The sequence below is a fragment of the Saccharopolyspora sp. NPDC045941 genome (assembly GCF_056431445.1).
Genome location: NZ_JBWKKU010000073.1, coordinates 1 through 12,254, shown reverse-complemented (window position 1 = coordinate 12,254; position 12,254 = coordinate 1). Strand labels below are relative to the sequence as shown.

Genomic DNA, 12,254 nt, shown 5'->3' with positions numbered 1-12,254 from the left:
CACCACGGAAGGGTGCCCGAAGCACCTCGTTCGGCATAGGACGGTGCTGGTGGCACACTTCCGGCATGACATCGGTCGAGAACGTGCTCGCCGCCCCATATCTGGACGACGTCCAGGTGCTCTGCGGCCCGGTCACCGCAGGCCCGGTCACCGGCGTGCGTCTGGAGCGCCGCCTCGACGGGTTGGCTGCGCTGCCCGCGGGCTGCGTGGCCGTGTTGCTCGCACCGGTGTCCGGCTACCGGCTGGACATCGCGGTGCGGGACGCCGCGGCTGCGGGCGTCGCGGCATTGGTGCTGACCGACGGCGTGGACGAGGCACCACCGACCGTCGAGGTGTTGGCCCGCAAACGGCACCTCTGCGTCCTACGGGCGACCGGCGATCTCGCCGCCCTCATCGTCGCCGTGGCACGCGCGATCGACGGCGATGCCGCTGACGCGCTCGCCCGGGTCGACTCCGCTGCACGGGAACTGCCGACCGCGGCCGGTGATCCGCGGCGGGCGGCGGCGCTGGCCGGGCAGGTGCTGGGCGTCGACGTGGAGACACGCGCGGCCGTCGCGGGCGAGGACAGCGCCGTCGCGGTCGGAACCGACGGCGAGGTCCGGCTGTCGGCCCCGCGCCGCAGCGGCCATCTGGGCGCGGCGGTGCGGTCGGTGCTGACGATCGCGGCGCTGGTCTCAGCAGGCGGGAACACGGCCGACATCCCGGTGCGCTCCCGCAGCCAGCTCCTGGCCGAACTGCTGGTGGCACCGGAGGACACCGCGTTGCAGCTGGCCCCGCGCGGGCGCGCGCTGGGCCTGCCCGTCGACGCCTGGCACGTGGTGCTTCGAGCCGAACCCACCGCGTTGACCGGGACCGACCGGTACCGCGCGCTGGAAGCCGCCACCCCGGAAGCGCTGCGCGTGCTGCGCGAAACCGCGACCGCGCAGTGGAACACCGCCCGGGTCGACGAATCCCTGATCCTGCTTCGGTCGCAGCCCACCGACCCGCGCCGCGACGGCATGCGAACCGTGCTCGCCGAAGCCGGGCAACTGCTCGAGGCGCTGCGCGCACGCTTCCCCGCGGTGGAAATGCGTTGCGGCGTGGGAACTCCGCACCGAGGCCCGCTGGGCGCGCGTACCTCGGCTCGCGAGGCGCGCAGCGCCCTGCTCCGCCGCCACGACCCGAGATCGCCCGCGGCCTTCGACGCCGCCGGGCTCGACCGGATGCTGCTGGAGTGGTACTCCTCCGACGCCGCACGCGAAGCGGTGGACGAACTGCTCCGCCCGGTGCTGTCCCTGGGAAAGCACCGCGCCGAGCCGCTGCTGCGCACTCTCCAGTCCTATTTGGACCACCAGGGCTCACCGGCCCGCGCGGCCGAGGAACTGCACGTGCACCGCAACGTCGTCGGGCGGCGGGTACGCCGGGCGAGCGAGCTGATGGGCGTCGACCTCGACGACCCGCAGCAGCGGCTCAAAGTCCAACTCGCCTGCCGCGCCCACCTGATCTGACGGCCGCGCTACCCGCGCACGCGGCGGAAAGCGTTGGTCGGGTCGTTGATCCCCCGAGTGCGCGAGTACGCGGAACGCTAGAACGTCACCTCGAATTCGTGGTTGTTGGGGCCGGCGTAGCGCACCACCCGGCGCGGTACTGCACGTTGATCGCTTGCCTTGGAAAGGCTGGGCTCGACGCCCCGCCGGCCGCGCAGGTTCACGCGACCTCTCCGAGCACATCCGGCACAGTCGACTCCGCGGCCAGTGTCCGGTAGGAGGCAGACCGCAAGCACCCACGCATGGTGTCGGGAAGATGCCGGAGGTGCCTGCGCCATATCCCTGGCAACTTCGGCACCTTCAGGGAGAACCCTTCCCACCGCCCTGCGAAGCCCACCTTCTCCGTCTTGGCGCCGACTTCACCCGCGCCTTCTTGACCTTGTCCTTCGACAGGCCAGCCGCCTCGGCAGCCCGGACCAGCCTCAGCACGACCACCGCAGTCCCGCAGAGACGCCATCAACCACTCTCGAGACTCCGACCGCTCCAACTGCTCATCCGCCGACACCGGCCCGTGATCGAGCAACGCCGAAACATCCTGGTCCGATTCACCAACGAGCTCGAACCGACCCACCTCGGTCGGCAGCCCATCCTCGGCGCGTACCCGAAGCCGGAGCGACGACGTACCGCAGCGACGGAGTCCTCAGCGACGCGACGTTCGATTTGATCGCCGACATCACACACGACCCGTCTTCCGCATCAGGGTCACGGGCGAACCCCACCGCAGATCGCACCACCTGCCCGAACTCCGCGGACCCGGAAATCATCAGCAACGGCTCGGCACCTCCAGACTTCCGGAAGTGAGCGACACCGACCACCGCCACCACCAAGTCCTGAGCGAGCCTGGACAACGGGCTCCAACAGCGACCGCACGATCCCGAAAGTCCGCACTGGGGCTGCCGCGGGATCCAAGGTGAGCTCGCGCTTGGGCATCGGATCGACTCTTCCACGGTTTGGGAGATCTTGACAGCCACCGGCGTCGGCCCGACTCCCCGTCGAGCCGGGCCAACGTGGCTCGAGTTTCTGACCGCACAGGCCAACGACATCATCGCCTGCGACTTCTGCACATCGACCTGGTAAACCCCAAGAACAGCGTCCCCACTTTCCGACAGCCAAGTCGTGCCGCTGGCCGACACGAGCGTCCCGACGCAACCGGTGAGCGTGCAGTGCTCCGGGTTCCGAACCGGTGAACCCAGCGTGAGGCGGCAGTTGCGGTCACCTGGCTGACGGTCCCTTTTCGAGCCATCTTCGTCGTCTCGGCTGGCAGCGGTGCAGCGATGGCGCCGACGATCTGATGCAGTGGTCGAAATCATTGGGGGCGGTGCCACAGTGGTCGATCCGGAAGGGTGGGCAGGTGGATCCGCGGTATGACGCGTACTGCTTCACCGACCGGTATTTCTACGACGTGCCACGTGCGGTGGAACCGGCGGACGAATTCACCTGTCCAGTACCCGAGGGCTGGTCTGCGGCGGAGTGGAATGGGTGGCGGGGCATGCACCCGGATGGCGTGGTGCTGCCGGAGCAGGGCTGGAAGATCCATGTGTCGACCACCATGGCCGATGCGCAGCGGGCGCTCGACGCCGTCGCGCAGTATTGCCGGCGGCACAGGGTGGCGTTCAAACACTTGCGCGGCCCGTCGTTGCTGCTGATCAGGAACTCCAAGACGGCCCCGCGCGAGGCGAGCGGGAAGCTGATCACGATCTACCCGCCCGACGTCCAGCGGCTCGAGCACGCACTGGAGCATCTGTCGGTGGAACTGCACGGGGTGCGCGGCCCGTACATCCTCAGCGATCTCCGCTTCGGCGAAGGACCGCTGTATGTGCGTTATGGCGGCTTCGCTGTGCGGTGGGTCGAGCGCGACGGCAGGCGGTCGCCCGCGATCCGGCGGCCGGACGGTGTCCCGGTGCCCGACGAGCGCAGACCCGGGTTCCACGTGCCCGACTGGGTCGAGGTGCCCGCTTGCCTGGCGCCGCACGTGCGGGCCCGGCGTGCCGGTGCCCCGTCCGCCTTCCCCGTACACCGTCGAGCATCCGCTGCACTTCTCCAACGGCGGTGGTGTCTACGTGGCCACCCGCAGGCGCGACGGTCTCGAGGTCGTGCTCAAGGAAGCCCGCCCCTACGCCGGTCTGGACCGTGACGGCAACGACGCAGTCACCCGACTCGACCGCGAACACCGCGCGCTGACCGTGCTCGCGGACATGCCCGGGATCCCACGGGTGCACGATCGGTTCTCGGTGTGGGAGCACCACTACCTCGCGTTGCAGCACATGCCCGGCACCAAGCTCGGCCGGTGGCTGGCTCGGCACTTCCCGAGCACCCGCGCCGACGTCACCGCCGATGCCCTGATCGCGTACCGGGACCGCGCCTTGCGCATCCTGGAACAGGTCGAATGGCTGCTGCGGGAGATACACCGACGCGGACTGGTCTTCGGTGATCTGGACCCATCCAACTTGCTGGTCGACGAGGACGACATCGTCTGCTTGATCGACTTCGAGCTGACCTTCCCGGTCAGCGATCAGATCCAACCTGCGTTGGGTGCACCCGGATTCCGAGCACCGCCCGGTTGTCACGGGGCCGAGATCGATGAGCACGCGCTGGCGGTGTTGAAGATCTGGCTGTTCGCCCCGCTCGCCCCGTTGCTCGAACTGGACCCCTCGGTGGCCTGCGACCACGCTTGGCGGGTCACGCGCAGGTTCGCTCTATCCGACGGCTACGGCGAGGCCGTCCTGCAGACGCTGCGGCGGCAGACCAGTCCACCACCACCGACGGTGTTCGACCAGCGCGACTGGCGGGCCGCGCAGGACAGCATCGCCGCGGCCATCCTGGCCAGCGCCACACCGCATCGGCGGGACCGGCTGTTCCCGGGCGACATCGAGCAGTTCGACACCGGCGGCACAACTTTCGCCCACGGGGCCGCCGGCGTGCTGCACGCGCTCCTGGCCACCGGCCGCGACCCGCATCCCGAGCACGAGCAGTGGCTACTCGACACCGTGCGGCGGGCCCCGCCGACCCGGCCCGGTTTCCACGACGGCGCACACGGCATCGCCTACGTCCTCGCCGAACTCGGGCACTCGCAGCTGGCACTGGATCTCATCGAGCAACACACCACACCCGCTGTCGCCGACCACGGCCTCGCATGCGGCTTGTCGGGAATCGGATTGAACCTGCTGCACTTCGGCCTGGCCCTCCACGAGGGCGAGCGTGGCCACGCTGCTGCCGTCGCTGAACGACTTGCGGACATGTTCCCAGCCGTCCCCGCACCACAACCCAGGGGCAAAGCCCGCGCGGGACTGACCCGCGGATGGTCGGGCCCCGCGATGCTGTTCACCCGGATGTTCGCCCACACCGGTGACCACGCCTGGCTCGACCTCGCTGAGCACGCCATCGCCCGCGACTTCGCCGAGTGCGGGACCGCTGCTGACGGGACGACCCAGGTACGCGACGGTAACCGGACACTGCCATACCTCGCGATCGGCTCCGCCGGAATCGCCCTCGCACTCGCCGAACTGGCAATCCACCGACCGGACGCCGAACCCGTCGCGAACCTGCCCGGACTCGTGCGTGCCTGCCACGGCAAACTCAAGTCCGGCGCGCCCGAGCCCGAGGCCGGGGTGGGGGACGCACCGGACGACTCGGGTCTGAGCCTGCTCGCGGGATGCGATGACAGCACGGTCAGCATCCTCACATGTGGGTGAGGCCCCTCCCCGTCCGCACCCAAGGTTCCCCATGACCCCTGAACCCGGGTCCCCCGGGGAGATCGAGAGGTGAGTGTCTACCGCCTACTGGTCAGAGGTCCTGCTCGGCCCCTGCTCGTCACCTGGGCCGAGCAACGGACTGAATGTCTGGCAGCGCCACCTGCTGGGCGACATCCCGTGAGTTCGGTGGTTCCTCGTTGGGAACGTGAGGGCGGGTTGCCACCAGGCGCGGGGGGTTCAGGCTGATCTTCACACCCTCACCCCACTGCGATCATTCTTCAGTATTTCATTTCTGAAATGACCTCGCTTGAAATGAGAGATGTTCTGCTCTGAGTCAAGGTGCGGCCGCTGGACGGATCCGTCGCGCTCGGTGCACCCCGATCGCGTGATCCCGAACAGGGCGTGATAGCGCCGCAGGCCAGCATGTCTCGATCACATGGACCTTGTATCCGTCCCACGCGGTCTCGCGTTTGGCGCCGGTGCGCACCTCCGCGTCGTAGGGACTGGTCAACCGTATCGTCGCCGGGGGCACGTTTTCCGACTCGCGCCAGCGCACCCGTCCGTCTTCGAGCTGATATTGCGTGGATCCACGCCTGTCGCAGGAACTCCACTGCGGGCAGGTGCCGTAACAATTCCGGCGCGCCGGCGGCGAACACACTGCCTGAAGCAGCACCATCCCATCCGCGCCGACCTGGTGACCATGCTCGACCCGCGCCGCCCACCGCGACGGAGATCTCCTGTCCTCGGGACGGGCCGTGTAGCGATCAAACCACTCCGGCTCGACGTGATCGACGAGCCAGTTCCCGGCCACCGCCGCGACCACGTTCAGCGCGGCACGCAGCGTCTCGACAACGAACTCCAGCCTGTTGAGCTCCCGCGTTGCCCCCAACACGTGAGTCGAATCGCTGCGCTGCCGTTTACCGGCGGCCAGCAAACCAGCAGCGCGAGCCGCCTCCAACACCGCGTCCAGTACGCGCAGCTCCAGCCCGCCTTCGACCAGCCGCGACCGGAACTCGCGAAGATCTGCCCAAGCGCATCCCGCATCCGCATCGCCATGCAGCCCTTCGGGATCATGCAGGGGCATCCCGTGTTGATCAATTCGCCAACAGCGTCCCGATTGAAGGGTGCGGGGGCGCGCCGGGAGTACGCCGTCCGAGCCGCCGGACGAAGCCAAACCCCGTACCCGGTGAAGGCTCGGGGCTCGTTGGTTCAGGCGGAGCGGCACCGCCCATGGGGTTCGGTCGCGGAGCCCGGCGGGGTGCAGGTCGGCGGGCGGGCCGACCCGAGCCGTATCCGCGCTCGAACCAAAAGTGTTCTGGGATCAGAAAAACCTGGCGGCCACCCAACAGCTTCGGGACTCGCTTGGCGATGCCGTCCGCAGCTCGCGGTGTTTCGTGTTGCTGGCCTCCTTGGAGGCGGCGACCGGCGTCAAGCACGAGACGCTCAGTTGGCGCTCGCCTCACCTGGCGGCAACGATTCGTGACCTCGTGGCAGCGCCGCTACATCGTTGTGGACGGCGATCCACGCGCCGGCTCCCTCCGGGTACTGGGCTTTCAGCCAGGCAACGTTCCGCAATGCCTCGTCCTCAGTATCGAACCCGATGCGGGCGTGACGCTCTCCGTGAACCAGGTAGGTCACATGCCACTTGGAAGAGATCCGTTCGAGGACGATCTCGTACGGAGCGATGGGAGACCAGTCGGAGTGTCCCGCTCTCCAACGGCTCAGCACTTGGGCCATTGATCACCTGCGGCGTCTCGGGATGGGAACCTACTAGCCAGTATCCGAAGTCTCGCACAGGTTCACCTGGGCCTTTCGACCCGAGTTAGTTCCGTTGGCAGTCGGCAGAGTCAGTAGCGCGGACGGCGCGGGCAGCCGCAGGTGGGCCCCGCGGAGGCGCTCCCGGGATTTTAGGACGGCCAACGCATGACTTCGACAGAGCCACGAGATCAGATCACCTCTCCTCTTGAACATTCAAGCAGCGGTGGGTGACGCTCATTTCGGGCACCCGAATGGCGAGTGCCCGAACCCCGTGGCTTACTTCGATATCAGCCGGATTCAGGCTTGTAGCAAAGGAGAATTCATGTTGCGTCGTGCCATAGCCGCGTTCCTGATGAGTGGCTCGGTGATCACCGCTGCCGCGGCGCCAGCAAACGCGGTCGTGGACCCGCTCGCGCTCGTCACATGCGCTTCCGAGTCCGTAACGGCAATCGACCTGGCTGAAACCACCGGCTGCCTCGCCCCGTAGGGCGCAACCTGGTTGGGCCGTGTGGACTTGTCAGCTGGAGTGACCACAGACGAACCCCAGCATTGCAGCCCAGCGTGCGGGCCGCGTCCGTGTCCCACCGAACCCACCGCATGATCTTGCCGTGGAACCCGCCCCCTACCGCCGGGACATGTCCCCGCTAGTCCGCTGAGCCATGTCGACGATCAGCACCTACCGGGGAAAGCCAAGGGAGCCAGGGAAACTGGGCCGGGTAGGGAGAGTGCCGGTGGCGGCGAACTCCAGGCGTCGGGCCACGGAAACCGCCTGATCGGCAAAGCGCTCGTAGAACCGGGCCAGCAACGCCACGTTCACCGCCGCGGGGATCCCGTGCGGCCAGTCCCCATCGGTAACGGTCTCGAGAATTCCCGCGTGCAGGGCGTCGACGGCGTCGTCGGTGCGGTTGAGCTCGGCGAACCGGCCTTCCGCACTGCCGGTGACGAGGTCGCAGAGGTGCTCGCACATGCGCACGTCGAGTTCTCCCATTTCCCTGAACTGATCTTCCAAGTCCGGTGGCACGACCCTGGCCGGGTGGTTGCGGCGAACGAGTTTCGCGACGTTGACGGCGAGACCACCCATTCGCTCGACCTTCACCGCGCAGTAGAGGGCGGCCAGAACGGTGCGCAGGTCGCTGGCCACTGGTGTCTGCAGGGCCAGCAGCGACTGGGCGAGCTCTTCGCAGGCCTTGCCCGCTTGGTCCAGCGTGGCATCCTCCTCGATCACCTGCTCGGCGAGTCCCACATCGCCGTTGAGCAGGGCCGCGGTGGCCCGCCGCATGGTGTCGGCGGCGAGCTCGCACATGCCGGACAGCTGATTTCCCAGCTGTGTTAGCTCATTGTGAAAAGCTTCCCGCACGCCATTCAGCGTAAGCCTGGGGCGAGGTGCCCGCGATGCGCGGAGGGCTACCGAAAGCGGCGGTCCTGCCAAGCTCGCAACGTTCGGCAGGCGCCCCCGACAACGCCCTTGCCGGACACGCTCGTGGGCGAGCCGGCCCGCGCCATCGGCTCCAGCTTGGCAAGCTCTGGCCTTCGAGGACCGCGTCGAGACGTTCGCAGGCGATGGCGCTGACCTGGGCCACCAGGTCAGCGGGGTGAGTTCCTCGTCGAGGTCGGTGTACGAACACAGCAGCTCGGCCACGGCGCTGATGGCCGTCAGCCCAACACTGCCGCTATCAGCCGCACGGTGCTGGAAAGCGGCTCCGTGAAAGACCGCTGGCGGCATGTTCTGGACAAGCCAGTCGGCCTGCTCCGTGCGTGTGGCCAGCGACCTGTGGTTCTGTCGGCGATTGTGGCGCCGCTTGTTCATGAATGGGGAAATGCCGCTCGCTATGGAGCAGCGCTGATGCCGCAGTCGAACGTCGAACTGGCCCATCCGAGATGGCCGCTGACTACCGGGCGCTTGCGCGCGTGCGCGACATCCACTCTGAAAGCGCGCGGTCAAGTCCCGTGCCTTCCCGACGGCCACGGCTATTGGCCGTCATCGTCATCATCGGGGACGGGGCGGGGCAGTGCGGTGAGCATGGCGACGAGGGAGTCGACGGCCCAGTCCCGCCATTGTGCGCTGGCCCTGGCCGATGTGAGCCTGGCCTGGGTTGTCAACGCCTACCAACTGACGTTCGGTGGGTTTCAGCTGGTAGGCGGGCGGGCCGCCGATGTGCTCGGCAGGCGCCGGATGTTCCAGGCAGGCCTCGTGCTGTTCACTATCGGGTCACTGCTGTGCGGCGTGGCACCGGACGCCGGGATGCTGCTCACGGGGCGGGCGGTGCAAGGCCTCGGGGCGGCACTCGTCGTCCCGGCCGAGCTGGCGCTGCTGGCGTCGATCTTCACCGAACCCGCTGCCTACCGGCGGGCGTTCGGGGTGTGGAGCGCGATGGCGGCCGCCGGTGCCGGCTCGGGCGTGGCGCTCGGCGGGATCCTCACCGAGACGGTCGGCTGGCCGTGGATCTTCCTGATCAACGTGCCCATCGGGCTCATGGCGCTCATCGCGGCCCCGCGTCTGCTGCCCACGGACCCGCCCACGAGCTCCCGGCGGCCGCACCAGAAACTTGCCGGCACGCGTAACTCGCGTCTGGATGTGGCCGGTGCGCTCACCGGTACCGGCAGTCTGCTGGCGCTGGTGCTCCTCGCCTCGGAACTGCCTGTCCGGGGCTGGGATTGGCTCACTGCCGGGGCGAGCGTGGTCACCGTGGTGCTCGCGGTGGCCTTCTGGCGTCGCCAGCGCCGCCACCCGTGGCCGATCCTGCCGCCGGCACTGCTTCGGCACCGGGAGGTATGCGCGGGCACGGTGGCCAACGCTGTGGTGGGAGCAGCCCACGTGCCGGCGTTCGTGCTGCTGTCGCTGATGCTGCAGGAGGTCCTGGGCTATTCCGCGATCGAGGCGGGTTTCGCTGTTCTCCCTATCGCGGCGGTCAACATGGTGACCGCGCGGACCGTCGTGCCGTGGGCGGCCCAGCGGCTCGGTTCCCGGGCCCTGTTGACGGTGGGCATGGGCCTGCTCGCGCTCGGCCTGACCGGATACGCACTTTTGCTGCAGCCCGGTGCTGGATTCCTCCTCGCCGTGCTGCTGCCCAGCCTCTTCTTCGCGGTCGGGCTGCCTGCGGTGTTCGTCGGCTCCACCGCCTCGGCCGTACGTGCCGCTCCTGAGGAACACAAGGGTGCCGCCTCCGGCCTGATCAATACCGCCCAGCGGCTGGGCGCCGCGCTCGGCGTCACCGGCGTGCTCATGATCTCGGCGGCGTGGACCGCCTCCAGTGTGAGTGCCGTGGGTGCGCTGGCCGATGGGCTGCGGGTCGGATTCGCCGCCACAGCTGGGCTCGCGGTCCTGGGGATCGTCTGCGCGCTGGTCATGTTTACCGGCCGCCGTCCAGAGGCGGCTTCCCCCGTTCGGCAGCAAGGAGCAGATCAGCAATGAACACCGTGCTCATCCTCGGCGGATACGGCGCGGTCGGCCGAGAGGCCGCCGCTGCTCTGACCGGATACCCCGGCACCCGGGTGATCGCGGCCGGGCGCAATCCGAGCCGGGCCCGGCCTGTCGCCGCGACCACCGCGATGCGCGTGGACGCCGCCGACCCCGATGACCTGGCCAGGGCGTTGGAGGGTGTCAACACCGTCCTGATGTGCGTCGAGATCGACAATGCCCGGGTCGCCCGCGCCTGCCTGGAACGCGGTATCTCCCTATGTGGACGTATCGGCCTCCCACGACCTGCTGGCCGAGATCGGCGACCTCGACGGCCTGGCCCGAGAACGCGACGCGAGCGCTGCCCTCAGCGTCGGCCTCGTCCCCGGCGTCACCAACCTGCTGGCCCGCATCTGCACCGAGCGCTCACCGGCCACCGAACTGGGCATCGGCGTGTTGCTCGGCTCGGGAGAACAACACGGTCCCGCGGCGATCGCCTGGACCCTCGACGGACTGGGCGTGCTCGAGGGCTCGTGGACGATGACCTTCCCCGCACCGCACGGCACGCGAACCGTCCACCGCTTCCCGTTCTCCGACCAATACACGCTGCCCCGCACCCTCGGCGTGCCCGCCGTGCGCACTGGATTGTGCCTGGACTCCCGCCTGTTCACCCGTCTGCTGGCCGCAGCCGGGCGGCCCGCCGCCGCAGGGATGCTGCGTCGCCGGAACGTTCGCGAGCTGCTGCTCACCGCATTGGAGAAGGTCCACCTCGGAAGTGACAGCTTCGCCGTCACGGTCACCGCGGGATCGGCCCGAGCATCCTTCAGCGGACGGCTGCAGAGCCGCGCCACCGGCCGCGCCGCCGCGCTACTCATCCGCGACCTGCGCGCTCTGCCTTCCGGTGCGCGGCACATCGAGCAGCTGGTGGACCCGGTCGACTTCCTGACCGAGCTGGCCACCACCGGGTTCGACCTCCACCTCGACCACGACGACCAGCAGGAGGACGGCCACCGATGACGCTCACTCGCCTCCCCGCCGCACCGGTGTCCCACCCAGCGCGGGTGCCGGCCCCCGACCTCGCTCGGGGCGGCATGCTGCTGCTCATCGCCATCGCCAACACCCCCTGGTACCTGTGGGGCAGGCAGCTGCGCCCCAGCACCGTCCACCCGCCGGGCGGCTCCGCGCTTGATCAGGCCGTCCAGGTCGCGAGCATCGTCACGGTGGACTTCCGCGTCTACCCGTTGTTCGCGTTCCTCTTCGGCAGTCTTCGGCCTGCTCGGGCACCGGGTCTCCGGGCGACGGCCCGGGCCGCTCGTCACCGCCATCACCGCCGTGGGCAAACGCTCCCTGTCGGCCTACCTCGCCCAATCCATCCTCTGCGCCCCCGTGCTCGCCGCGTGGGGCCTCGGACTCGGCGCGCACCTGCACAGCGCCTCCATAGCCGGCTACGCGATCGGCGTGTGGCTGCTCACCGTGGCAGGGGCCTGCCTGCTCGAGAGGCACAAGCTCCGAGCGCCCGCAGAGATAGCGCTACGTCGACTCGCCCGACAACCAGGACAGCGAATCCCACACCCCGAGCGAGGATGACACCGCTCCTCACGCAGACCAGACGATCACCTCCAACACCAGAGGCCCGAGCTCAGACGGTCGCTGAAGCGCCCTCAGCCGGGCTGCATTGCGCCACTGCCAGGTCATCTCCCACTCCATCGAAATGCCGGGTCCGCCCACGGCCGCACAAGCAGTTTCACCGCACCACCACGAGTGGGAGGGGGGCTGTCCAGTTTTGGGCTCTGTCGCTGGTTGCGTGATCAAGGACGCTGTGGGTAGTTATTGGTCGAGTAGGATTCTCTTTCGTAGCAAGGTGAAGCTTGCTTTGCCGTA

At 68.6% G+C, this 12,254-nt stretch carries 11 protein-coding genes and 1 pseudogene; 8 read left to right on the top strand and 4 right to left on the bottom strand.

What is annotated here, in order from left to right:
* Positions 1-65 precede the first annotated feature (65 nt).
* Positions 66-1,487 (top strand): PucR family transcriptional regulator, encoded by a 1,422-nt coding sequence (locus AC07FN_RS38415; protein WP_478400070.1) that lies wholly within the window; start codon positions 66-68, stop codon positions 1,485-1,487.
* Positions 1,488-1,564: 77 nt separating this feature from the next.
* On the opposite strand, the gene AC07FN_RS38410 is transcribed toward AC07FN_RS38415, so the two are convergent.
* Positions 1,565-1,690, bottom strand: coding sequence for a hypothetical protein (locus AC07FN_RS38410; RefSeq protein ID WP_478400069.1), 126 nt, complete (start codon positions 1,688-1,690; stop codon positions 1,565-1,567).
* Between the two features lie 1,187 nt (positions 1,691-2,877).
* On the opposite strand from AC07FN_RS38410, the gene AC07FN_RS38405 reads away from it, so the two are divergent.
* Both AC07FN_RS38405 and AC07FN_RS38400 read left to right on the top strand, forming a co-directional pair.
* Positions 2,878-3,660 (top strand): class III lanthionine synthetase LanKC N-terminal domain-containing protein, encoded by a 783-nt coding sequence (locus tag AC07FN_RS38405; RefSeq protein ID WP_478400068.1) that lies wholly within the window; start codon positions 2,878-2,880, stop codon positions 3,658-3,660.
* The gene (locus AC07FN_RS38400; protein ID WP_478400067.1) at positions 3,587-5,218 is read left to right on the top strand and encodes a protein kinase domain-containing protein; all 1,632 of its coding nucleotides are present in this window, start codon (positions 3,587-3,589) and stop codon (positions 5,216-5,218) included. The genes AC07FN_RS38405 and AC07FN_RS38400 overlap by 74 nt, the downstream gene beginning before the upstream one ends.
* Positions 5,219-5,552: 334 nt before the next feature.
* Here the strand turns inward: AC07FN_RS38400 and AC07FN_RS38395 are convergent, their stop codons facing one another.
* Entirely contained in the window at positions 5,553-6,302 is a 750-nt protein-coding gene (locus tag AC07FN_RS38395; RefSeq protein ID WP_478400066.1) for a hypothetical protein, read from the bottom strand.
* A gap of 359 nt (positions 6,303-6,661) precedes the next feature.
* Positions 6,662-6,955, bottom strand: coding sequence for a hypothetical protein (locus AC07FN_RS38390; RefSeq protein ID WP_478400065.1), 294 nt, complete (start codon positions 6,953-6,955; stop codon positions 6,662-6,664).
* Between the two features lie 226 nt (positions 6,956-7,181).
* On the opposite strand from AC07FN_RS38390, the gene AC07FN_RS38385 reads away from it, so the two are divergent.
* Positions 7,182-7,463, top strand: a complete 282-nt coding sequence (locus AC07FN_RS38385; protein WP_478400064.1) for a hypothetical protein — start codon at positions 7,182-7,184, stop codon at positions 7,461-7,463.
* Positions 7,464-7,652: 189 nt separating this feature from the next.
* Here AC07FN_RS38385 and phoU read toward each other — a convergent pair whose 3' ends face one another.
* Entirely contained in the window at positions 7,653-8,783 is a 1,131-nt protein-coding gene (gene phoU / locus AC07FN_RS38380; protein ID WP_478400063.1) for a phosphate signaling complex protein PhoU, read from the bottom strand.
* A 36-nt stretch (positions 8,784-8,819) separates the two neighbouring features.
* Here phoU and AC07FN_RS38375 point away from each other — a divergent pair, with 36 nt between their 5' ends.
* The 4 genes and pseudogenes from AC07FN_RS38375 (at position 8,820) to AC07FN_RS38360 (ending at position 11,960) form a co-directional block, all read left to right on the top strand.
* Positions 8,820-10,388 (top strand): MFS transporter, encoded by a 1,569-nt coding sequence (locus AC07FN_RS38375; protein ID WP_478400062.1) that lies wholly within the window; start codon positions 8,820-8,822, stop codon positions 10,386-10,388.
* A pseudogene (locus tag AC07FN_RS38370) lies at positions 10,385-10,591 on the top strand (NAD(P)H-binding protein); the annotation flags it as partial. The gene AC07FN_RS38375 and the pseudogene AC07FN_RS38370, both read left to right, overlap by 4 nt.
* A gap of 64 nt (positions 10,592-10,655) precedes the next feature.
* Positions 10,656-11,390 (top strand): saccharopine dehydrogenase family protein, encoded by a 735-nt coding sequence (locus AC07FN_RS38365; protein ID WP_478400106.1) that lies wholly within the window; start codon positions 10,656-10,658, stop codon positions 11,388-11,390.
* 168 nt (positions 11,391-11,558) lie between these two features.
* Positions 11,559-11,960 (top strand): DUF418 domain-containing protein, encoded by a 402-nt coding sequence (locus AC07FN_RS38360; protein ID WP_478400061.1) that lies wholly within the window; start codon positions 11,559-11,561, stop codon positions 11,958-11,960.
* Positions 11,961-12,254 lie beyond the last annotated feature (294 nt).

Bases quoted from the DNA above. Each gene is read 5' to 3' on its own strand.
- AC07FN_RS38415 (WP_478400070.1), top strand. From the start codon at position 66: ATGACATCGGTCGAGAACGTGCTCGCCGCCCCATATCTGGACGACGTC.
- AC07FN_RS38375 (WP_478400062.1), top strand. From the start codon at position 8,820: ATGCCGCAGTCGAACGTCGAACTGGCCCATCCGAGATGGCCGCTGACT.
- AC07FN_RS38390 (WP_478400065.1), bottom strand. From the start codon at position 6,955: ATGGCCCAAGTGCTGAGCCGTTGGAGAGCGGGACACTCCGACTGGTCT.
- phoU (WP_478400063.1), bottom strand. From the start codon at position 8,783: ATGAACAAGCGGCGCCACAATCGCCGACAGAACCACAGGTCGCTGGCC.
- AC07FN_RS38395 (WP_478400066.1), bottom strand. From the start codon at position 6,302: ATGCCCCTGCATGATCCCGAAGGGCTGCATGGCGATGCGGATGCGGGA.